The following is a 22026-nucleotide window of genomic DNA, read 5'->3' on the forward strand; positions in this document are numbered from 1 at the left end:
ATCTGACATCACGGTGTTGGAAGCCCGTATCAAGCAGATCGAAGAGCAGACCAAAAAAATCGACAGCCGGGTAGCCAATCCCGGTTTGGGCGAAGATCTGACGGGCGAAATGATGTCTGTGCTCGTCTATATCGATGACGCCGTGCTGAAGGCCCAAAAGGTGACCAACACCACCGCCAATGTCGAAGAATTTATGCCGATCGATGCCGATGTCACCAATGTGGCGGCAGACCAATGGTATATTCGCGTGTTGGAAGTGCCCGAATCCAACCGCAAATTCACAGACCAGGAAATTGTGTGGACCGATGAGTTGGTGGAACGTGGCTATGTTCGCTCTGGTCTCAACACCATCTTCTTTACCCGCGGGGCCAGCCGTGAGCCGGAAATGGCCGGCGTACTTGGCGCCGCTGTGGGCTCTGCGCTTACCTTGATCGTCACCCTGCTGCTGTCCTTCCCCTTGGGCGTGGCTGCGGCGATCTATCTGGAAGAGTTCGCCCCGAAAAACCGTTGGACCACGTTGATCGAAGTGAACATCAACAATCTGGCTGCCGTGCCTTCAATTGTGTTTGGTTTGCTCGGCTTGGCCGTGTTCCTCAACTATTTCGAACTTGACCGTTCTGCCCCTTATGTCGGCGGTATGGTGCTGGCTTTGATGACACTGCCCACCATCATCATTGCTTCACGCGCCGCTCTGCGGGCAGTGCCGCCTTCCATTCGCGAAGCCGCCTTGGGCATTGGCGCTTCCCGTTTGCAAACCGTGGTCCACCATGTGTTGCCTTTGGCCATGCCGGGCATATTGACCGGCACCATCATTGGCATGGCGCAGGCTTTGGGCGAAACCGCACCGCTCTTGATGATCGGCATGGTGGCCTTTGTGGTGGATATCCCCATGGGCTTTTCCGATCCGGCCACCGTTTTGCCGGTGCAAATCTTCATGTGGGCAGATTTCCCAGAACCGGCATTCCAACAGCGCACATCTGCGGCCATTATGGTTTTGCTTGGGTTTTTGATTACAATGAACGCGCTGGCCGTTGTCCTGCGCAAACGTTTCGAACGCCGTTGGTAAGCCGATCTTTAGGTTGCCATACATATTGAGGTAGAGAATGAGTGTAGAAGCAAATTTGGCCGCCACTGCAGCAAAAGCGCCCGCTGCGAACGCCAGTAAGGTGAAAATGAGCGGCAACGGCGTCAACGTGTTTTATGGTGAAAAACAGGCGCTGTTTGATGTGGATTTGAACATCTACGAAAACCAAGTGATCTCTTTGATTGGCCCTTCAGGCTGCGGCAAGTCCACCTTTTTGCGGTGCTTGAACCGCATGAATGACACGATCGACGTGTGCAAGGTCACCGGCAAGATCGTTTTGGATGAAGATGATATTTACGACAAAAATATCGATGTGGTGGAACTGCGCGCGCGGGTGGGCATGGTGTTTCAAAAGCCAAACCCGTTCCCGAAAAGCATCTATGAAAATGTGGCCTATGGTCCGCGCATTCATGGCATGACCCGCACAAAAGATGAGTTGGACGATCTGGTCACCTCCTCCTTGCGCCGCGCTGGCCTTTGGGAAGAAGTGAAAGATCGACTGGACCAGCCCGGTACCGGGCTTTCTGGCGGTCAGCAGCAGCGTTTGTGCATTGCGCGTGCCATCGCCACCCAGCCTGAAGTGTTGTTGATGGATGAGCCCTGTTCGGCGCTTGACCCCATTGCCACCGCGATCATTGAAGAATTGATTGACGAACTGCGCGCCAACTTCACTATTGTGATCGTGACCCACTCGATGCAGCAGGCAGCGCGGGTGAGCCAGAAGACAGCGTTCTTCCACTTGGGAAAACTGATTGAAGAAGGACCTACTGACCAGATTTTTACCAACCCGATCAACAAAAAGACCCAGGATTACATTACCGGACGTATCGGGTAATATTTAAAGCGCAGGGGCGTTGCGATAACGGTCCCCAAAGCGGCACTCAGCACTAGCGGTGAAAGATAAAACAATGGCAACACCAGATAACGAACATATCGTCACTTCCTATGAGGATGAACTGACTTCTTTGACCCGTGCCATTTCTGAAATGGGTGGCATGGTTGAGGTGGCCATCACCAATGCCACGCAAGCGCTGGTGCGCGTAGATCATGAATTGGCCAAGCAAACCGCCCAGGCCGACAAGCGTGTGGATGATATGCAGCGCCTGATCGACGAGCAGGCCGTGTCGATGATTGCACGCCGCCAACCCATGGCGGGAGATTTGCGTCACATCGTTTCCGCCATCCATGTGGCCAACGATTTGGAGCGCATTGGCGACATAGCTAAAAACTTGGCGCGCCGCACCTTGCATATCGATAGCCAGCGCGTCTCCAAGCAGCTTTATAATGGTGTGCGCCACATGTCCGATCTGTCGTTGCAACAGGTCAAACGGGCGCTGGATGCATTCACCGCACGGGATGCAAAAATTGCCATTGACGTGTGCCGTCGCGACGATGAGGTGGATTCTCTCTACGTATCGCTGTTCCGCGAGTTTCTTACCTATATGATGGAAGATCCGCGCAACATCACCGATTGCACCCATTTGCTGTTCTGCGCCAAAAATTTGGAGCGGGCAGGCGACCACGCCACCAATATTGCCGAGGCCGCCTATTATCTGGAAACTGGCGGCAATCTCTACAATGATGTGGAGAGCGGCAAGGTCTCTTTGGGATAGTCCATAACATTGCGAGGATAGGGTGATGTCACCACATGTACTGATCGTCGAGGATGAAGCCGATCTGGCGGTTATGCTGCGCTATAATCTGGAGGCAGAGGGCTATAAAGTCTCTGCAGCTGAAAGTGGCGACGAGGCCGATTTGATCATGCGTGAGGAGGTGCCCGACCTGATCCTTCTGGATTGGATGCTGCCCGGCCTTTCCGGCATCGAACTGTGTCGCCGCTGGCGCACGCGTGAAGAAACCCAGCGCACACCGATCATTATGATGACCGCCCGCGGTGAAGAGGAAGAGCGCGTGCGCGGTCTGGCCACCGGCGCCGACGATTATGTGGTCAAACCCTTCTCCGTGCCCGAACTGCTGGCGCGGGTGAAAGCCTTGCTGCGCAGGTCCAACCCGCATCTGACGGCCCAAAGCCTCACCGCGGGCGATATTGAACTCGACCGCGAAACCCACCGCGTACGCCGCTCAGGCCGCGAAGTGCATCTCGGTCCCACCGAATATCGCTTGCTGGAATATCTCATGCAAAATCCCGGCCGCGTCTATTCGCGCGAGCAATTGCTGGATGGCGTTTGGGGCCATGATGTCTATGTGGATGAACGCACCGTCGACGTCCATGTTGGCCGCCTGCGCAAAGCCATCAATCGCGGCCGCTCAAAAGACCCCATCCGCACCGTCCGCGGCGCTGGCTATTCCTTCGACGAGAAATTCGCCACAGCTTAAGTCGAGCTGTGGCATGCACATGCCGCGAAGCTCACCCGCCATGAGCTAAAGCGCGCGAATGCGATTGTTGCGGGCGTTGTGTTCCAATTCGGCTAGTCCCAACAATTCTAACGTTGGTCCCACATAATTGGCGAACCGTCCGCGATATCCTTTGCGCAATCCATAATAGCCGCCAACGGGATTATCTGCCGAGCGGGCCCAGTCCTCCAGCGTGCCGGGTTTGGTTGGCTTGCCTTCATCCGCATTGCCCAATGGCATCCAATCCCCGTGCTGCTTGAGCATCGCATAGGCATCCTCCAAGGCCCGAAGCTGATAGGATAATCGGGTTTTGCCCACCTGCACCACCAATGCGGGCGGATCGTTCAACTCGTCTTTCCAAACCTGAAATTCAGAAGTGAGCGGTGGCGTTTTAAGCACCCAGGGGTCTTCCTGTGTGCCAGATCCAAAAACAACATCATTCATAATTTTCGGCCTTTTGTTTTAACGCCAATGCGAATTTCTCAAAACTTGGGTTCAAATCTGGCATGGATTTCACAATTAAACCAGCAAGTGCACCCTTAAAAATTTCTTCCATTTCGAAGATTGTCGTTTCGCCAGAGCGACGTAGGATGAAGGTTCGAGTGCCGGTGAATAGGCCAAAGGGCATGCCGCCTCGCCAGACCATTTTGTGTGGTGGCTGAAACGATATGATCTGCAACGCAAATGCGCGGTTGGGGTCGACTTCAGACCAAAGCTTCAGGCGCGAGCCGGCCGCGAGCTCGCCCTCAAGTTTGATAATGCCAAAAGGCTGCGGATCAGTTTGCAAGCCGTCCAGCAAGGCGCGCCAGACATTTTCGACGGATGCGGCAATTTCAATTTTTGATTGGTAGGTTTTCATATCTCTCTTCTGTCATTCAACTTATTGACAGCATCAAACCTAAATGACCTAATATGACATCTTATGTCATATTAGAAAGTTCAATTATGCGCGCTGCCCGCTTGCTGCAAATATTGCTCATTCTTCAAAATAGGGGTCGCCAGACATCCGGGCAGTTGGCCAAAGAGTTGGAAGTCGCGCCCCGCACGATCCTGCGTGATGTTGATGCGATGACCGAGGCTGGTTTGCCCATTATCGTGCATCAGGGGCAGGGTGGCGGCATTGAACTGGGGTTTAACTACCGCACGCGCCTAACCGGGCTTTCGCGGGATGAAGCGGCGGCACTTGGTCTTGTGCTTTGTGCACAAACACCCATGGTGGCGGCGTTGGGGCTCGAAGACGCCGCACAGCGCGCCCGCGCAAAACTAATTGAAAGCCTGCCTGACAAGCCCCGGCTTGAGGCGACAAAATTGGCAGCAAGGTTTGAACTGAACAAAAATACAAATGTTGAGGATCCACGTGTCCGCGCAATGGCCCACGCCGTGCGCGCTGCAACAATTGTGCGGCTCCGGTTTGCCAGCAAGACTGAACAGCAAATCCACCCGATCAAACTGACATTGGATGACACCGGTTGGTGTGTCCGCGATGGCCTCACCGCCAAAAATATACCTATAGCAGACTGGGGGCGGCTGAACATTTCGGCCATGCGCTTTTCAAGCGATACAAATGATTGAATGTCATTTCCGGCAAGGCGACCAGCATGATGGTGCAGGTTTCCCCTGCGTTGGGATTCGATCTGGTCGGCTGAACCCCAGGGCCTCGCCATCAAATTTTGATCCCGTAACTGATTACAAACGATTTTTGATGTAGCTTTGCTACATCCGCATTTTCGACCGTCGTTCGATGGCAAAAAGCCGCTTTAGAGATAAAATATGACATACGCCCGCACGATGGGGCAAAAATTTTGCCGGTCGCGCATCGCGTTTGCTGGCGTTAAAGCATTTTAGGAGCAAGGCATGATCAACAAATATAGATGGTACGAGATTGTGGGCATCTATATTGGCATCGCCATATTCCTCACCTTTATCCTCGCGCCCTTTATTGAAGCCTTTTTGGTGTCGCTGCGTCCTTGGCGGGAGATCGTGTCCATACCCTATGAGGTCTTCACCGATGGCATGAGCTTTGATGCCTATTTCACCGTGTGGAACCATGTGCCCTTGCTTGGGCACTATATTTGGAACAGCTTTTTCATTGCCAGCAGCGTGACCATCCTGACCTTGATTGCGGTGATCCCCGCCGCTTGGGCCTTTGGGCGATTTGAGTTCAAGGGTCGTGAGGTGTTGCTCACCGCATTTCTGACCATCACCATGATTGGGCCGACCGTTTTTATTCTGCCGCTGTTTAAAATTTTTCTTAAATTCGGACTTCTGGATACTTATTGGGCGGTGATTTTGCCCGGCGCGACCTTTTTGATCCCCGTGGGCATCTGGCTGCTACGTTCTTACATGTTGACCATCCCCCGAGAACTTGAAGAAGCGGCATGGGTTGATGGAGCCTCAAGGCTCTATATTTTGCGCCGGGTCATTATTCCCATCGCCATGCCGGGTATCGCCGTGGTTGCGATCGCCACCTTTATCGGCGCCTATTCGCAACAATTTGTAATCGCCTTTGCGTTTTTGTGGACACCGGAAATGCAGCCGCTGCCGCTTGGGCTATATCCCTATGCTGAAGGATCCGTTGCGCGTTGGAACGACGTGATGGCCGCCAGCCTGATTGGCATCTTGCCCGTCATGCTTATTTTCCCCTTTGTGCAGCGGCGCATGGTCGCCGGCCTCACCGCCGGTGCGGTGAAGCAATAGCGGCCCCGCCGCACCAAGAGGCCGGATTTCTCAACATATCCGGCTTGCATTCGGGATGGTCTATGGTTTAGAACACCCCTTTTCCGGTCGCAGCCTACCCGGATATCAAAACAAGGGCCCTAAAAATGAAAACACTCGTTATCTGCTCGGGCGGGCTGGATTCCGTTTCGCTCGCGCATATTATAGCCGATCAGCATGAGCTGACCCGGCTTGTCTCCTTCGATTATGGCCAACGCCATCGCAAGGAGCTTGATTTTGCAGCCGCCGCTGCCAAGCGCTTAAACGTGCCGCATCATCTCATGGATATGCGCGGCATCGGTGCCGCCTTATCTGGTTCTGCGCTCACCGACAATGTTGATGTGCCGGATGGACACTATGCCGAAGACACAATGCGCGTGACCGTGGTGCCAAACCGCAATGCCATCATGCTCACCATTGGCTTTGGCATCGCCGCGGCCAATGGCGATGAGGCTGTGGCCACCGCGGTGCATGGCGGTGACCATTTTATCTATCCCGATTGCCGCCCCGAATTCACCCGCGCATTCGATAAGATGCAAAAGGCAGCGCTGGATGGTTATGCAAATGTCCAGCTCTATACCCCGTTTGTGGAACGCAGCAAGGCGGACATTGTGAAAGAAGGTGCGGCACACAGCACTCCTTTTGCTGAAACCTGGTCTTGCTACAAAGGGGGCGAGGCGCATTGCGGCCGGTGCGGCACATGTGTCGAACGCCGCGAAGCCTTCCACCTTGCGGGCGTGGAAGACCCTACAGATTATGCTGATCCAGACTATTGGCTTGAAGCCGTGGCAGAAGGGGGGAAGCGATAATGTTTCGTATTCGCAAAGAATTTCATTTCTCCGCCTCGCATCAATTGGACCATTTGCCCGCAGACCATCAATGCGCGCGGTTGCACGGCCACAATTATATTGTTGTGGTGGAACTGGCCGCCGAAACCTTAAATCAAGACGGGTTTGTGCGCGATTATCACGATCTTAAACCGCTCAAAACCTACATTGATGATCACTTCGACCACCGGCATTTGAATGATGTGATGGATGGCCCTTCCACAGCGGAAAATATGGCGCTGCATTTTTATAAATGGTGCCACGCGCGGTGGCCGGAAACCAGTGCGGTTTTGGTCAGCGAAACGCCCAAAACATGGGCCGAATATCGCCCATGACTTTGCGCATCGCAGAAATTTTTGGCCCCACAGTGCAGGGCGAGGGCGCGCTGATCGGTGAACCTACCGTCTTTATCCGCGCAGGCGGTTGCGATTATCGTTGCAGCTGGTGCGATAGCCTTCATGCCGTGGAAAGTCAGTATCGCCACGATTGGGCCGCGATGAGTGATGAGGCCGTGTGGGACGAGGTGCTGCGGCTCTCGGACGGGCAACCGCTTACGGTGTCACTGAGCGGCGGCAACCCCGCCATTCAAGATTTTGGCCCGGTGATTGCGCGGGGCCGTGCGGCGGGGTATCGTTTCGCCTGCGAAACCCAAGGTTCCGTTGCACGGCCGTGGTTTGCCGAGCTGGACACATTGGTGCTGTCGCCCAAGCCGCCGTCCAGTGGCGAAGTGGTGAACTGGTCCAACTTCTATGAATGCCTAAAAGCGGGAGCTGCGGCGCGGCAAATGGTGATGAAGATCGTCATTTTCGACCAGGCCGATTATGATTGGGCAAAGCAAGTCCATGGTCGCTATCCTGATCTGCCGCTTTATCTTCAGCCCGGCAATCCGGAGGTGGACCCTCAAACCCCAATTGACCCGCAATCGCTTATCGATCGATTGGCGTGGCTGACAGACACAGCGATGGCTGATCGCTGGTTCGCCCCCCGTATCTTGCCGCAACTGCATGTATTGTTGTGGGGCAATAAACGCGGCGTATAGGAGAAACTCATGACTGAAAATATCTATGCGAACTTAAAGCAACTGGGCGGCGAAACCCGCATTCCAGCATCGCCGGAAGATGCAGAGCTGGAGCGTGTGCCCAACCCGCAAGCAGACGTGACCTACAATGTGCGCTTCACCGCACCAGAGTTCACCTCACTTTGCCCGATGACCGGCCAGCCGGATTTCGCGCATTTGGTGATTGATTATGCCCCCGGCGCGTGGTTGGTGGAGTCAAAATCGCTCAAGCTTTTTCTAACCTCTTTCCGCAACCACGGCGCTTTCCATGAAGATTGCACCATCTCCATCGCGCGCCGTTTGGTCGATTTTCTGGAGCCGCAATGGCTCCGGATCGGCGGCTATTGGTATCCACGCGGCGGCATCCCCATCGATGTGTTCTGGCAATCTGGCCCCGTGCCTGAGCAACTTTGGCTTCCCGACCAGGGCGTCCCCCCATATCGAGGACGCGGCTAATCCTTTGAACGTTCCGCAGCGGCCAAAGGGGACAAGACGGTCAAGCTCTGTGAGGGGCGCCGCGCGACTTTTCGCGCGCCTGCGCAAGTGCCCGCTCGGCTGCGAGCGAGATAAACTCCTTTTAAACCGAGCCGATCTTTCAGGGCCGCTCGAGCCTATCTCGTTGGTTGTTTGAAAACATAAAGGGGGGCGAGGGTGTCGTGCGCTTGATCGCCAAGGGTAGCGAAATGGTCCAAGTCGTACCCTCAGAATAGGTGACGGTAAGTTGGCCGTTTAATTGTTGGGCCAAGGCCAGAACGATTTGGCTACCTTTGCCCTTTCGCTGAGGCACTTCGTCCACCCAAACGCCATTGTCGGCAACCACAAGGACGAAGCCCTCCTTTTCATGTTTGAACACGACCCGGATTTCCCCGGAGTTGCGCCCTCTAAAGGCATGTTTGATGGCGTTGGTCACCAACTCGTTCACCAAAAGGCAGATTGGCAATGCGGTTTCAGCAAGAATCTCAATGTCAAGAACGTCGCACGCAAGCGTAATATGCGCTGGGCAAATCGCGTCTTGCAGGTGATCCAACAATGCCATGAGGACGGCTTTGGTGGTCACCGTTTCGGTTTCATTTCGTGCATCCAAAATGTCGTGGATTATGGCGATCGAATGTACCCGGGTTGCGGCCAACAAAAGCGCTTCAGTTGCTGCGGGGTGTTCGGCGGTTCGCGACTTGGTGCGCAAGAGTGCCGCGACAATGGCCAAATTGTTTTTCACCCGGTGGACCACCTCCCGTCTCAAATCTTCTGCCACTTGAATGGCCGCGCGTAGGCGTTCCTCGGTCTTTTGTTGAACAATCAGCTGGGCATTGAGCCGACGGACTTGCTCCGAATGTTCTGCAAAGCGAAGGGGGGCGGAAGGAGATTCCATCAATAGGATGTGCGGTTCGGCCCGCCCATCCACCATGAGCGCGCGGCCTTTTAACTCAATACGCTTCTCCCCACGATTAAGTGCAATGGGAACCCAGCTTGACGAGCCGGCAACCGAGCGCAACAGTTCCGTCAATTTGCCGCTGCGCGGTTGCCAGGCGTTAAGCTCGGATAACGCCAAGCGATCTTCCGGGGAAGAATAGAGCCTGCTGGCCCGCGGGTTACAGGCAATTATTTTGCCGTTCTTATCAACGATTGAGACCGCCAAAGGCAATTCCAACAAAACATGTTGGGCCAAATCTTGGTTGATATTTGGCGGCCCGGTTGTCACAGTTCATCCGCTAAGTCTGGGTCGAAAGCGCGATAATATTCGCGCTCATGCACTTCGCCCTTATTATCTTTATTGAGGCGAACCACAACTCTGCACCCCGGGTCTCCTTGAGCGATTGTTTCCTCCAGATCGACCCGTGCGTAGCCTAGATTATCGGCGGTGATGCGGCCGAAAACGTTTGAGGTCATCATGCAAAGCGACGGGCGGTCTTTCACAGCCGCGCCAAACGGACAACGCCGGTTTCCAAATACCAGCTCTTCTTCGGAGGCAGAGATAAGGTAAAAATCCCCACCAATGCGCCTTTTCAGATCAACACAAACTTTGGCGATCTCGGTCGGGCTCAAGCGAGGCTAGCCAAGCGCTTCCCTATAGCTCTCATCGATCCAGCCCCCGATTTTGCTGCCGACTGTGCTGATATACCCCTCAGCGGCTTCTATCCCAACAATATCTTCCAACGTGCCCGAAAGCTCGCGCAACAATTTTCGCAAAAAAATATCTCGATCGAGTGGGAGTTCGGCTTCCTCAACGCGCTGTGTCATGGGGTCTCCACCTGGGCACTGGTTCATTTTAAGTATAACACAAATATAAAATAATGATATTGTGATGTAATTCGCCCACTCTGGCAATAGCGAGGAGGCGACACAGGCGCAGACATTGCAAAAGATGCCGTAAAAGTCGCCGTCCAACCCTAAGCAAAAAGAAAATTGACCTGCAAAGGGAAAAGAAGGACGAGCGCAGCGAGGACCCCGGCGCACTTGTTCGCGCGCCCACGTAGTCTAGGTGACCAACCTCCCGCCGCGAGGGCAAAAATGGTGCCGCTCAGCCGTGAGCGAAAAAAAGAACACCTCAAGCACCCGTACCAACCCTTTTGGCACCTAAATAAGGCTTGGGCGGCTCAGCCCGAAACTTTTAAGTTTCGCGCCCGCGCAGGCTAGGTGGCCAGCCTCCCGGCGCGAGGGCAAAAATGGTGCCGCTCAGCCGTGAGCGAAATGAAATAGGCTCCCCAAAAAAATAGGGCCGCCCAAGGCGACCCATATTCAGTTACGCTGTTTAGCTTTTCTTGCGCCGGTCAAGGGAGTGATAAGCCCGCTTAGAGTGAAATTCGCAATAGGGCTTGCCTTCATCGCTGTGGCGTCCACAGAAGTGGAAGTCGTCAGCAACGGGGTCCCCGATTGGCCATTTGCACGTATGTTCGTTCAGTTCCATCAGGCCGATACGTTCGGCTTCGGGAATGAAAATCTCAGATTCAGCGTTCAACTCAAAGCTTTGCTCGGCTTCGGTGTCTGCGCTCATTTTCAGCGCAGTGTTGCCGGCCACTGCTGGTCCGCTTGAACGGCGCGGCGCTGAAGATGCAGCTGCCGGCCGGCTGCTGGCCGCCGGGCGTGCGCTCGTGTTTGAAGCGGCCCCACTTGGTCGTCTCGGTGTGCTGGACGCAGTTGCCCGTGGCTTGCGCGCCCGAGGTGCTGAAGACGCGGGCTTGGCCCGGCCTGATAGCTTAAGCCGGTGTACCTTGCCGATCACCGCATTGCGGGTTACCCCTTCGCCAAGCTCAGCCGCGATTTGGCTTGCGCTCAAGCCTTCCATCCAGAGTTTTTTCAAAATCGCAACGCGCTCGTCTGTCCACGCCATGGAGGTCCTCCATTCCAATCAAAAGATAGACTCCGATACCTCACCGAAAAATGTGTTCAATCCGGTTCAAATACCATCCATCGTATGTACTTATAGGTCCGCCACACGAGATATCGTGTTCCTATAGCCCCACTTTACAAGACCGGATGAATCCGTGACAAGGCTCGTCTCGCTTTATTTCCGGTTATCCAAGACATTTTTCACTGGCGTTGCATTTACGCCATTTCGCAACCAATTGACTTTTTCCGGTTAAACTGGTCATAAATGCTCTGGTTATCGCGTTGCGCCTTGGCGGGCAACGCGTTTTTTGCTTTATGCACGCACCTTGAACCTAAGGACAGAAAGGAAAATCAGGAAATGTCCGCACTCTACCAAAATTACAAACGCGCCGATCTCTCGTTTGAGCGGGGCGAAGGGGTGCGACTATTCTCGTCTGATGGCGGAGAATATCTTGATTTTGCCGCAGGCATCGCCGTGAATGCGCTTGGCCATTCTGATGCTCACGTGGTGAACGCGCTTAAAGAACAGTCAGAAAAGCTCTGGCATGTCTCAAATGTGTTTTCCATTCCAGAGGCTGAAAAGCTGGCGCAACGGCTGGTGGACATTTCTTTTGCCGATATGGTGTTCTTCACCAATTCCGGCGCGGAAGCGATTGAATGTGCCATCAAAACCGCGCGGCGCTATTTCTATGACAAGGGTCAACCAGAGCGCTACGAGATCATCACGCTCGAAGGCGCCTTTCATGGCCGGACATTGGGCACCATCGCCGCGGGCGGCAATGAAGGCTATTTGACCGGCTTTGGCCCCAAGGCTGAAGGCTTTCCGCATGTGGCGGGCGATCTGGAGGCGATCAAAGCCGCGATCAGCGATAAAACCGCTGGCATTTTGCTCGAGCCGATCCAGGGCGAAAGCGGCATCAATGTCTTTAGCAATGAGTTTTTGCGTGACCTCCGGGCCCTGTGTGATGCGCACGGCATTTTGCTGATTGTGGACGAGATCCAATGTGGCTATGGCCGGACCGGCAAAATGTTTGCTTATGAATGGGCAGGCATTGCTCCCGATATTATGGCGCTGGCTAAAGGCATCGGCGGCGGCTTTCCGCTCGGCGCCTGTCTGGCGAAAGAAGAAATTGGCGCCTCCATGGTGCCCGGCACCCATGGCAGCACTTATGGCGGCAACCCCATGGCCTGTGCTGTGGGCAACGCGGTGCTTGACCGGATTTCGGAAGTTGGGTTTTTGGCCCATGTGGACGAAATGGGGCAGTATTTGAGCTGGTCCTTGCAGCAATTGGCGCAAAAATTCCCTGACGAAGTGTTGGAAGTGCGCGGCAAAGGGCTGATGGCGGGCATCAAGGTCAAACAGCCGGTCTCCGATTTGCTGGCCAAATTGCGCGACCATCATCTGCTGGCCGTTGGCGCAGGCGACAATGTCGTGCGCTTTTTGCCACCGCTCATTGTTGAAAAACAGGATATTGATGAGGCGATGAACCGCATGGAAAAGGCCCTCTCGGCCTGATTTTCTGGCGCTCGGTCTTCGCTTCTCCCAAGCAACTTAACGCAAAGGACAGTCACCATGGCTGCAACGCAACATTTTTTGGACCTTGGTCAATTCACCAAGGACGAGCTGAGAAAAATTCTTGATCTGGCCCATGCGCTCAAGGCCAAGCTGAAAGAAGGCGAAAAACCGCCTTTGCTGGAAGGCAAAATGCTGGCGATGATATTTGATCGCGAAAGCACACGCACCCGCGTCTCCTTTGATGTGGGCATGCGCCAGCTGGGTGGCCAGACATTGATGTTGACTGGCGATGAAATGCAATTGTCGCGCGATGAGACCATCGCCGACACGGCGCGTGTGATGTCGCGCTATGTCGACGCCATCATGATCCGGTTGTTGAGCCATGATGACCTTGAGGAAATGGCGGCTGCAGCCACCATCCCGGTGATCAATGGGCTGACCCGCTTTTCGCACCCCTGTCAGATTATGGCCGATATTTTGACCTATGAGGAGCATCGCGGTTCCATTGAAGGCATTAAAATCGCCTGGCAGGGCGATTGTAACAATGTGTTGATGTCATGGATTCAGGCAGCCAATCATTTTAATTGTGAGTTGAAAATTGCGTGCCCCGAACAATATAAACCCAATCAGGCCATGCAGGCAGAAATTGACGCTACAAACGGGCGGGTGCAGGTCACTCAGGATCCCTTGGCCGCCATGCAGGATGCAGATTTGGTGATCACTGACACTTGGGTGTCGATGGGTGATTTGGACGCCACCATTCGCCGGGAAATTTTGTCGCCCCATCGGGTGACTGCCGAGTTGATGGCCGAGGCCAAGCCCGACGCCCTGTTTATGCATTGCTTGCCAGCCCACCGCGGGGACGAAGTGACCTCCGACGTGCTGGATGGCCCGCAATCTGTAGTATTTGACGAAGCTGAAAATCGGCTGCACGCCCAAAAAGCAATATTGTGTTGGGTGTTCGGCATTGAGGAGCTTAAATGACAGATGATTTTTTGAAAGCCGTTGGCCTTGATCGCGAAGAAAGCTTCAGCGACAAGGTTGTGCCGTTCGCCGTGGAAGATTTGGATGTGCGCGGGCGCTCGGTTAAGTTGGATGATGCGCTCAACACCATTTTGACGCGACATGATTATCCAACGCCCGTGGCGCGCCTGCTGGGCGAAGCCATTGTGCTGGCCGCTGTGGTCGGCTCTTCCCTCAAATTTGAGGGGCGCTTTATTCTGCAAACCCAAACCGATGGCCCGGTCAATATGATTGTGGTCGATCTGCAAACACCCAACGGTTTGCGCGGCTATGCCCGTTTTGATGAGGTCGCTCTCTCTGAAGCGGCAGAAAAAGGTGAGTTGGCACCTGAGCAATTGTTGGGCAAGGGCATTCTGGCCATGACCATTGATCAGGGCGAGATGACGGAGCGCTATCAAGGCATTGTGCAACTTGACGGGGCCTCTTTGGAAGAGGTCGCGCATCGCTATTTTATGCAGTCCGAGCAGATCCCGACCATCGTGCGATTGGCCGTGGCGCAATATAGCGAGAAAGGCAAGAAGCAGGATCAATGGCGCGCTGGCGGCATTTTACTGCAGCATTTGCCAGAGCATGGTAGGCGCACCATGGCAGATTTGCCCGGGGATGGTGATTTCGATAATCCTGAAACCCAGGATGAAACGTTTGAGCCCGAGAACAATTGGGTAGAAGCCAGCTCATTGTTGAAAACGGTAGATGATCATGAATTGGTGGACCCGGAAATTTCGGTCGAGCGACTTTTGTTCCGGCTTTATCATGAAACCGGCGTGCGCGTTTTCGACCCGATGGAGATGATCGAAAAGTGCGGTTGTAATGCCGACAAGATCGAAGCCATGCTCGACCAGTTCTCCAACGATGATATTGATGCGATGGTGGTTGATGGGGACATCGAAGTGGTTTGTGAGTTTTGCTCAACCGCCTATCACTTCAACCCGCACCAGTTCCGCAAGGACTAAAACGCACCAAAGCGCGACCCCGCAAGAGTTGTAAAAGGTCGGGATACTGTCCCGGCCTTTCTTTTTTGAGTGCGCCATTTGGCCTTTAACAGAGGCCCTAAAGCCGCGGGGAAAAGATTTTTGCTTGATCCGACCCCATCAACCCCTACGTAAAGATGAACAAAGTTTAATTTGTTGAATGTGCGCGTGCCGCGTAAGTTGAACAAAAACCGGGATCTTTACCATGGACCGTATGATGGATCAGGCTGAGCAAACTGATCAAAATACCCCGCCGCCGTCGCAACAACCGAAGCGCAAACGGGGGGCGATGGCCATCATCGGTCTGTTCGCGCGTCTGATCATCACATTGGCGATACTCGCAGGCGCGGGTTTTTTCGCGTTTCAATTGGTGTCCAGTCGCCCAGAACCGCCAGAACGGCAAGCCCGCGAACGCACCTTTACGGTGCGCACCATTGAGGCCACAGTTCAGACTGCCCAGCCGAACCTGACCTATTTTGGCGAGATTGTTGCAGCTGGGGCGCTGGATGTGCGGGCCCAAGTTGCTGGCGAAATTGTTGAAATTCACCCGGATCTGGCCGTGGGCAATCAGCTTGCGCAGGGCGATCTGATCGCGCGAATTGATGATTTCACCTATCGCGGGGCCCTGACGGAGGCGAAAGCCAGCCTGGCGGAGGCGCAACTCGCCGCCACTGAAGCGCGCGAGCGGTTGCAACTGGAGCGGGACAATCTCAGCTTTGCTCAGGAACAGTTGGATCTGTCAAAAAAAGATCTGGAGCGCGCCCAAACCCTGCTGCAATCCGGTGCATTGACGCAAAAAAACGTTGATGATCGGGAGTTGCTGGTGTCTCAGCGCGAGCAAGCGCTCAAACAAAGACAAGCCAACATCGCCATTCAACAGGCCCAGCTTGATCGGCAATTGGCCAGCATGGAGCGGTTTGAGTGGCAAGTCGAGCGGGCCGAACGCAATCTTGCCAACACCGAAATCCGCGCGCCCTTTGATGCGGTGGTCAGCGCGGAGTCGATTGCGCCCGGCAAAATTGTGAACGCCAATGAAGCCTTGGTCAGCCTTTATCGGCAGGACCAGCTTGACGTGCGCTTCACCATGTCGGACCGTCAATATGGCCAGATCTTTGCGGATGGGCTGATCGGGCGGCCCATTCGTGTGGTTTGGGAAGTCGAGCCGCAAAACTTGACGGCCAAGGGCACCATCACACGCGCGGGCGCACAAATTGATGCGGCCAAAGGTGGGGTCGAAGTGTTTGCGCGACTTGAAAATGCTGAGGCATCCACTTTCCGCCCCGGTACATTTGTCAAAATTCTTGTGCCCGGCCGCGCCTATGAAGATGTGATCCGATTGCCAGAAACCGCGATTTATGACAATCGCCTGATCTACACCATTGAAGAAGGCCGCATGGTGCCGCACGATGCGGAAATCATGGCCCGTGACGGGGCGCAGCTTTTGGTGCGTGCCGATGTGGCAGATGGCGCAAAGGTGATCACCACCCGGCTGGCGCAAGCAGGCGACGGGCTGGCCGTAGTTGAAGAAGGTGAGGCGCCACCCATTCCACCGCGCGACCCTGCCCGGGCGGAGAACCGGGGAGAGCGGGACAACCCCAATGGACAGGAGCGAGAGGGCAGGCGCCCCCCGCAACAACAAACACAGGCAAGCGAAAATGAGGAGCCAGCCTCATGAGCGCCACCGGTACAAATCGCGCGCGCTCTATCGTCGAATTGTTTGTGCGCCACCGCAACGCCGCCAATTTGTTGATGATCTTGATGATCCTTTTCGGCGCGTGGGGTATATCCAAACTCAATCGCCAGTTTTTTCCGACGCTGGAAGTGAAACAAATTCAGATTTCGTTGGTCTGGTCCGGGGCCAGTGCCGACGATATCCGTAAAAACATGCTGCAAGCGATCGAGCCTACCGTACGGTTTTTGGATGGCGTGCAGTCCATGTCGTCTCAGGCGCGCGAAGGGGCAGGGTCAATCACCCTCGTTTATGAACGCGACACCGACATGCGGCAAGCCGAAGCCCAAGTGGAAGCGGCCGTGGCGGGGGTCACCAATCTACCAATCGAGGCGGAGACACCAGAGGTCAACACGCCCAAATTCTTCGATCCAATTGCGGATATCGGCATTTCGGGGCCGTTTCCAGAAGCCACTTTGCGCCATTATGCGCGTGAGATACGCGACGGCCTGTTGGATGCCGGTGTAGATCGGGTCACCTTCACGGGCTATCGTGATCGCGAGATTAAGGTGGTGGTTGACGATCAAAGATTGCGCCAGCTTGATCTCACCACAGCCGAGATCGCCCAAGCCATCGCGCAAAACACTGCCGATCGTCCTTCCGGCTCTGTCGAAGGTGACCTGCAGGCGCAAATCCGCGCACTGGCCCCTGAAATTGGCGTCAATGCGCTTTCGCGGCTGGAAATCAAGACCACCTCGCAAGGGGACAAGCTGCTGCTGGGCGATGTGGCAACGGTAGCGGACGGGTTTAACGCGGATCAGAGCGTTGGCTTTATGGGTGGCGACCAGGCGATCCGCCTCTCGGTGTCGCGATCGGCCACGGCTGACACGGTGGAATCCTTCGAGACCATGAACAATTATCTCGAAGAAATTCGGCCCACTTTACCAGACTCCCTCAAAATCGAAGTGTTCAATGCTGCCGCTTCCCTGGTGGAAGACCGATTGAGCCTTTTGGTCAATAATGGCCTGCTGGGCCTTGGTCTGGTGTTGTTTGTGCTGTTCGTCTTTCTCGACTTCCGCATCGCCTTCTGGGTGGCGGTGGGCATACCGGTTTCCATCTTAATGACGCTGGGGGTGATGTATTTCACCGGCCAAACCATCAATATGATTTCCATGTTTGCCCTGTTGTTGACCTTGGGTATCATTGTTGATGACGCAATTGTGGTGGGTGAACACACGGCCACGCGCTATGCCTTGGGCGATGACCGGGCAGTGGCCGCCACCAAAGGCGCAGGCCGTATGGCCGCGCCGGTGATCGCAGCCAGTCTGACCACCATGGCGGCGTTTGGTCCGATTCTGTTGGTTGGGGATGTGGTGGGGCAAATCCTGTCCGCATTGCCCATGGTGGTGATCGCTGTATTGATCGCGTCTTTGATCGAGTGTTTTTTGGTGTTGCCCGGGCATCTTTCCCACGCCTTGCCGAAAGAGCGTAAGGCACCCGGTTTCTTCCGCCGCAACTTTGATCGCGGGTTTGAATTTTTCAAAGAACGTATTTTTGGGGCCGTCTCGCGCGTGTCCTATCGCTGGCGTTACGCCACCACGGCCATTGCCCTTGCGCTGGCCATTATTGGCGGTGCGCTCATTCCGGCGGGCAAACTCGGGTTCGAGTTTTTTCCTTCTGTTGAAGGGGAAACTGTGTCACTCAACGCCAACTTCCAGCCCGGTGTGCCGCAGGAAGATATGTATGCCCTGATCGAAGAGATGGGCAAGGTCGTCACCAAGGTGGAACAGGAACTGACCCCCGAGGGTGAAACCCTGATCGTGACCAGCTTTGCTTCGCTGGACGTCGAAAATGGCCGCGCAAACATTCAGGTTTATCTAACGCCGTCCGAACAACGCTCGGTGCGCACACGTGAAATCGGGGCGGCCATTCGGGCGCAATTGCCGCGTTTTGCCGGGGTGGACCGGATTGGCGTGCGAGAGCCGCGGGGTGGACCGCCGGGCCGTGCGATTGATGTAGAGTTCACAGGGGCCGATACCGCCACGTTGAAAGCTGCTGCCGAAGATTTGACCGCGGTGCTTGAAGGATTTGAAGGGGTGCAAGACATCAATGACACCCTCAATTATGGCAAACCCGAACTGGTGCTGGAACTGACACCTCGGGGCAGCGCGCTTGGTTTCAATATTGACAATCTGGGTAGCCAGATCCGCGACGCTTTTGAAGGGCGCGTGGCCCGCCGGGTTGCGGCAGAAGACGAAGAGATCACCATTCGCGTGGAACGAGATGGAGAAAACGAAGGCACCTCCGCCCTGCGTAATTTATGGGTACGCTCACCTGCGGGTAATTTTGTCCCCTTGTTGGAGGTGGCCAGCCTGAGTGAACGGCAAGGCTTTAATCGCATTGTACGCGAGGAAGGTAAAACGACCGTCCGGGTGATCGCGGACACCGACAACAACATCACTTCAGGTGCTGATGTCTTGGAGCGTTTGGAACAAGATTATATGGGCGCGATTGTGGCTGAACACGGCGTACAATATAGTTTTGGCGGCACACAGGCCGAACAGAACGCGGCCTTCGGCGATCTTCGGTTGGGCGGGATTATCGCGCTCGGCATCATGTATGTCATCATCGCCTGGATATTTGCCTCCTATTTTGCACCGCTTGCCGTCATGCTGATCATCCCCTTTGGGGTTGTGGGGGCAATTTGGGGACACTTTTTCATGGGCTACAACCTCACCATCATTTCGGTGATGGGCCTGTTGGGGCTGGCCGGTATTCTGGTGAACGATTCCATCGTGCTGGTGTCCCGCTTGCAGGAGCGCCTTGAAGAAGGCAATAGTCTTTACGAAGCGGCCACCGGTGCCGCGAGAGACCGGCTGCGCGCTGTTGTTCTCACCTCACTCACCACAATTGGTGGATTGGCGCCTTTGTTGTTTGAAACCAGTTTGCAGGCTCAATTCCTGATCCCAATGGCCATCACCATTGTGTTCGGGCTGGGCTTGGCGACCGCGCTTGTGTTGTTTTTGGTGCCGGCCTTTATCGGGATTGGCGCTGATATCGGGGCACTGATCGGCTGGTTATTTATGCGACCCAATGCCCCCACTTTTGGCGGCCTGTTGCGGGGCGAGCATCACAATGCCCCCCGCAGCCCAACTCCTGCAGAATAGGCAAGCATCAGCCGCGCCAAAAGCGCGGCAAAAACAAAACTAATACGGTGAAGATTTCAAGCCGTCCCACAATCATGCCAATGGCGATTAGCCACTTGGACAGGTCGGACAGGGGGCCAAAATTGCCGGACGGGCCAATAATGTCGCCTAAACCGGGCCCAACGTTCGAGATCGCTGTGGCGGCGCCGGAAAACGCGGTGAGACTGTCCAGCCCGGTGAGCGATAGAAGCAAGGCCAAAATAATGAAAAAGAAGAAGTAGAGAAAGATAAAGCTCATCACCGATGCGGAAACCGTGTCGGAGATGATCTGCCCATTATAGCGTTTTACAAAAACGCCAGAGGGGTAAAGGATTTGCTTAATATGCTGTTTTAAATCCAAAAACAGCACTTGAAAGCGGAAAATCTTGATCCCGCACGACGTGGACCCCGCACAACCACCGATAAAGGTGATGATAAAAAACAGGCTGATGGCAATGCCGCCCCATGACCCATAATCCGTTGTGGCATAACCGGTGCCGGTCATCACTGAGGTGACCGAGAAAATGGCATGGCGAAAAGCCACCTCGCCGCGGGCAATATCATCTGCATATTGCACAATGATCGCCACAAGTGTGACTGCTCCCAAAACCAGCAAAAAAGCGCGCACCTGGCTGTCGCGCCACAGGCTGCTTAAATTGCCGCGTACCATCTTCACATAGATTAAAAACGGCAGCGCCCCCAAAATCATGAAGCTCACCGCGATATAGTCAATCACGGCAGACCCGAAGCTGGCGATTGAGCCATCGCGGGTGGAAAAGCCGCCGGTGGCCACCGTGGTCATCGAATGGGCAATGGCGTCGAAAAGGCCCATCCCCGCAGCCCAGTAGCAAACGGCACAGGCAAAGGTGAGGGTGATATAGATGGTGGTCATATTCGACGCGATTTGGGCTGCCCGCGGCAAAATCTTTTCTGCCGTGTCAAAGGCTTCAGCCTTAAACATCTGCATGCCCCCGATCTGCAGCATGGGCAAAACGGCCACGGCCATCACGATGATCCCCAAGCCGCCAAACCATTGCAACAGGCTGCGCCAGAGCAAAATGCCCGGCGGCAGAGTGTCCAGTCCGGAAATCACCGTGGCCCCGGTGGTCGTGAGGCCAGACATGGATTCGAAAAATGCGTCCGTGTAGCTGAGATTGATCCCGGCCCAATAAAAGGGCAGGGCGCCGAAAACCGCCAACACCACCCAGATGATGGCGGTCATAAAAAAGGCCTGACGTGCATTGAGGCTCTGATCATGGCCAAATGAAGCAGCCCAGGTGCCCGCGCCCAAAAGCGTGGTGATCAGCCCGGAAGTGACAAACACAATCCAGTCATCATTGCCCACCAGCGCATCGGCGATGGCCGGCAAAAACATGGAGCAGCCCAGAATGGCGGTCAGCACGCCAATAATCATTAAAATCGGACGAAATTCCATAAATGTGCAAGTCCCGGATGGTTGCCGACTCTTCTGCCATGTCTGAACACATGTCTGATCACATGTCCGTTCAAACGTCGCTCACAATCATGTGCGCGCCATTCTCAACCCTTGAGTGATAGTTTAGTTTGCTTCGCAAGTGAAGCCTTGTAAAACTTTGAACGCGATCAAATCATTCAGGGCGATGTGAGGAAAACAGCCATATGCTTGACGGCCAAATGCGCAAATGGATCGATCCACCGCTCAATTATCTGGGCCGCAAAATCGCCGCGATGGGTTTAAGTGCCAACAATGTCACCTTCGTTGGGCTGGTCATTGGCCTGGGCGCCGCTGCTTTTGCCGCGATGGGCAATTTCCACGCCGCCCTGTGGATCATGCTTTTATCGAGGCTTTTTGATGGGTTGGATGGGGCCGTGGCCCGCGCGACCCAGAAAACCGACTTTGGCGGCTATTTTGACATCACCGCAGACTTTCTGTTCTACGGGGCATTCCCCTTGGCCTTCATTGCCTTTGACCCGGCGCAAAACGGGCTGGTGGGCGCGCTGCTGCTGGTCAGCTTCTATTTTAATGGCGGCACCTTTCTGGGCTATGCCATTTTAGCAGAAAAACACAAACTGCCCGCCACCAATCGCGGCTCAAAATCGCTGCACTTTTCCATCGGCCTCACCGAAGGTACCGAAACGATTGCCTTTTTCGTTGTGATTTGCATCTGGCCGCAGCATTTCAACCTGCTGGCCGGTCTCTTCGCCGCTGCGGTTTTTTACACAGCTTTTGCCCGCATGCTGTTGGCCTACCAGGAGTTCGGCGGCGTAAAAACCAAGGAATAGGGGCTGGCATTGATCCCGGCTCAAGGCCGGGATGG

Annotated in this window: 22 protein-coding genes and 1 pseudogene; 16 read left to right on the forward strand and 7 right to left on the reverse strand. The window is 54.8% G+C overall.

The window, feature by feature from the left end; all coding sequences use genetic code 11:
- Window positions 1-250: 250 nt before the first annotated feature.
- The 4 genes and pseudogenes from pstA to phoB all read left to right on the forward strand — a co-directional run.
- Window positions 251-1066 (forward strand): annotated as a pseudogene (gene pstA / locus L1I42_RS03600) (phosphate ABC transporter permease PstA); the annotation flags it as partial.
- Between the two features lie 106 nt (window positions 1067-1172).
- Window positions 1173-1919, forward strand: a complete 747-nt coding sequence (pstB, locus tag L1I42_RS03605) for a phosphate ABC transporter ATP-binding protein PstB (protein ID WP_236114160.1) — start codon at window positions 1173-1175, stop codon at window positions 1917-1919.
- Between the two features lie 73 nt (window positions 1920-1992).
- Window positions 1993-2697 carry a phosphate signaling complex protein PhoU gene (gene phoU, locus L1I42_RS03610; protein WP_236113129.1) on the forward strand — a complete coding sequence of 235 codons (705 nt, stop codon included), beginning with the start codon at window positions 1993-1995 and terminating at the stop codon, window positions 2695-2697.
- 25 nt (window positions 2698-2722) lie between these two features.
- Window positions 2723-3421, forward strand: a complete 699-nt coding sequence (phoB, locus tag L1I42_RS03615; protein ID WP_236113130.1) for a phosphate regulon transcriptional regulator PhoB — start codon at window positions 2723-2725, stop codon at window positions 3419-3421.
- A 45-nt stretch (window positions 3422-3466) separates the two neighbouring features.
- Here the strand turns inward: phoB and L1I42_RS03620 are convergent, their stop codons facing one another.
- Together L1I42_RS03620 and L1I42_RS03625 are read right to left on the reverse strand one after the other, a co-directional pair.
- Window positions 3467-3883 (reverse strand): DUF6855 family protein, encoded by a 417-nt coding sequence (locus tag L1I42_RS03620; RefSeq protein WP_236113131.1) that lies wholly within the window; start codon window positions 3881-3883, stop codon window positions 3467-3469.
- On the reverse strand, window positions 3876-4298 hold the full coding sequence (locus L1I42_RS03625; protein WP_236113132.1) for an SRPBCC domain-containing protein: 423 nt from the start codon (window positions 4296-4298) through the stop codon (window positions 3876-3878). Before L1I42_RS03625 ends, L1I42_RS03620 begins: the two co-directional genes overlap by 8 nt.
- Before the next feature lie 86 nt (window positions 4299-4384).
- Between L1I42_RS03625 and L1I42_RS03630 the strand changes: the two genes are divergently transcribed.
- From L1I42_RS03630 to queF, 6 genes are all read left to right on the forward strand, one after another.
- Window positions 4385-5011, forward strand: a complete 627-nt coding sequence (locus L1I42_RS03630) for a helix-turn-helix transcriptional regulator (RefSeq protein WP_236113133.1) — start codon at window positions 4385-4387, stop codon at window positions 5009-5011.
- Window positions 5012-5293: 282 nt separating this feature from the next.
- The gene (locus L1I42_RS03635) at window positions 5294-6136 is read left to right on the forward strand and encodes a carbohydrate ABC transporter permease (RefSeq protein ID WP_236113134.1); all 843 of its coding nucleotides are present in this window, start codon (window positions 5294-5296) and stop codon (window positions 6134-6136) included.
- A 125-nt stretch (window positions 6137-6261) separates the two neighbouring features.
- Window positions 6262-6963: a 7-cyano-7-deazaguanine synthase QueC gene (queC, locus tag L1I42_RS03640; protein WP_236113135.1), complete on the forward strand. Its 702-nt coding sequence runs from the start codon at window positions 6262-6264 to the stop codon at window positions 6961-6963.
- A complete protein-coding gene (gene queD, locus L1I42_RS03645; protein WP_236113136.1) occupies window positions 6963-7316 on the forward strand; it encodes a 6-carboxytetrahydropterin synthase QueD in 354 nt (117 codons plus the stop codon). The genes queC and queD overlap by 1 nt, the downstream gene beginning before the upstream one ends.
- The gene (gene queE, locus L1I42_RS03650) at window positions 7295-8020 is read left to right on the forward strand and encodes a 7-carboxy-7-deazaguanine synthase QueE (RefSeq protein WP_236113137.1); all 726 of its coding nucleotides are present in this window, start codon (window positions 7295-7297) and stop codon (window positions 8018-8020) included. Before queD ends, queE begins: the two co-directional genes overlap by 22 nt.
- A gap of 9 nt (window positions 8021-8029) precedes the next feature.
- The gene (gene queF / locus L1I42_RS03655) at window positions 8030-8494 is read left to right on the forward strand and encodes a preQ(1) synthase (RefSeq protein WP_236113138.1); all 465 of its coding nucleotides are present in this window, start codon (window positions 8030-8032) and stop codon (window positions 8492-8494) included.
- A gap of 139 nt (window positions 8495-8633) precedes the next feature.
- Here the strand turns inward: queF and L1I42_RS03660 are convergent, their stop codons facing one another.
- From L1I42_RS03660 to L1I42_RS03675, 4 genes are all read right to left on the reverse strand, one after another.
- On the reverse strand, window positions 8634-9674 hold the full coding sequence (locus L1I42_RS03660; RefSeq protein ID WP_236113139.1) for a sensor histidine kinase: 1041 nt from the start codon (window positions 9672-9674) through the stop codon (window positions 8634-8636).
- A 59-nt stretch (window positions 9675-9733) separates the two neighbouring features.
- Complete coding sequence (locus L1I42_RS03665) at window positions 9734-10081, reverse strand: methanogen output domain 1-containing protein (RefSeq protein WP_236113140.1); 348 nt, start codon at window positions 10079-10081, stop codon at window positions 9734-9736.
- A 6-nt stretch (window positions 10082-10087) separates the two neighbouring features.
- Window positions 10088-10276 (reverse strand): hypothetical protein, encoded by a 189-nt coding sequence (locus L1I42_RS03670; protein WP_236113141.1) that lies wholly within the window; start codon window positions 10274-10276, stop codon window positions 10088-10090.
- Between the two features lie 511 nt (window positions 10277-10787).
- Entirely contained in the window at window positions 10788-11366 is a 579-nt protein-coding gene (locus L1I42_RS03675) for a GcrA family cell cycle regulator (protein ID WP_236113142.1), read from the reverse strand.
- Window positions 11367-11723: 357 nt separating this feature from the next.
- Here L1I42_RS03675 and L1I42_RS03680 point away from each other — a divergent pair, with 357 nt between their 5' ends.
- From L1I42_RS03680 to L1I42_RS03700, 5 genes are all read left to right on the forward strand, one after another.
- Window positions 11724-12881, forward strand: coding sequence for an aspartate aminotransferase family protein (locus L1I42_RS03680; RefSeq protein ID WP_236113143.1), 1158 nt, complete (start codon window positions 11724-11726; stop codon window positions 12879-12881).
- A gap of 57 nt (window positions 12882-12938) precedes the next feature.
- Complete coding sequence (gene argF / locus L1I42_RS03685) at window positions 12939-13865, forward strand: ornithine carbamoyltransferase (protein ID WP_236113144.1); 927 nt, start codon at window positions 12939-12941, stop codon at window positions 13863-13865.
- On the forward strand, window positions 13862-14857 hold the full coding sequence (locus L1I42_RS03690) for an Hsp33 family molecular chaperone (protein WP_236113145.1): 996 nt from the start codon (window positions 13862-13864) through the stop codon (window positions 14855-14857). The genes argF and L1I42_RS03690 overlap by 4 nt, the downstream gene beginning before the upstream one ends.
- Before the next feature lie 223 nt (window positions 14858-15080).
- On the forward strand, window positions 15081-16550 hold the full coding sequence (locus L1I42_RS03695; protein WP_236113146.1) for an efflux RND transporter periplasmic adaptor subunit: 1470 nt from the start codon (window positions 15081-15083) through the stop codon (window positions 16548-16550).
- Window positions 16547-19711: an efflux RND transporter permease subunit gene (locus L1I42_RS03700; RefSeq protein ID WP_236113147.1), complete on the forward strand. Its 3165-nt coding sequence runs from the start codon at window positions 16547-16549 to the stop codon at window positions 19709-19711. Before L1I42_RS03695 ends, L1I42_RS03700 begins: the two co-directional genes overlap by 4 nt.
- A gap of 7 nt (window positions 19712-19718) precedes the next feature.
- Here the strand turns inward: L1I42_RS03700 and L1I42_RS03705 are convergent, their stop codons facing one another.
- Entirely contained in the window at window positions 19719-21164 is a 1446-nt protein-coding gene (locus L1I42_RS03705) for a TrkH family potassium uptake protein (protein ID WP_236113148.1), read from the reverse strand.
- Window positions 21165-21367: 203 nt separating this feature from the next.
- On the opposite strand from L1I42_RS03705, the gene L1I42_RS03710 reads away from it, so the two are divergent.
- Window positions 21368-21991 (forward strand): CDP-alcohol phosphatidyltransferase family protein, encoded by a 624-nt coding sequence (locus L1I42_RS03710; RefSeq protein WP_236113149.1) that lies wholly within the window; start codon window positions 21368-21370, stop codon window positions 21989-21991.
- Window positions 21992-22026 lie beyond the last annotated feature (35 nt).

The sequence above is a fragment of the Maritalea mediterranea genome, from assembly GCF_021568695.1.
Taxonomy (GTDB): Bacteria; Pseudomonadota; Alphaproteobacteria; order Rhizobiales; family Devosiaceae; genus Maritalea; species Maritalea mediterranea.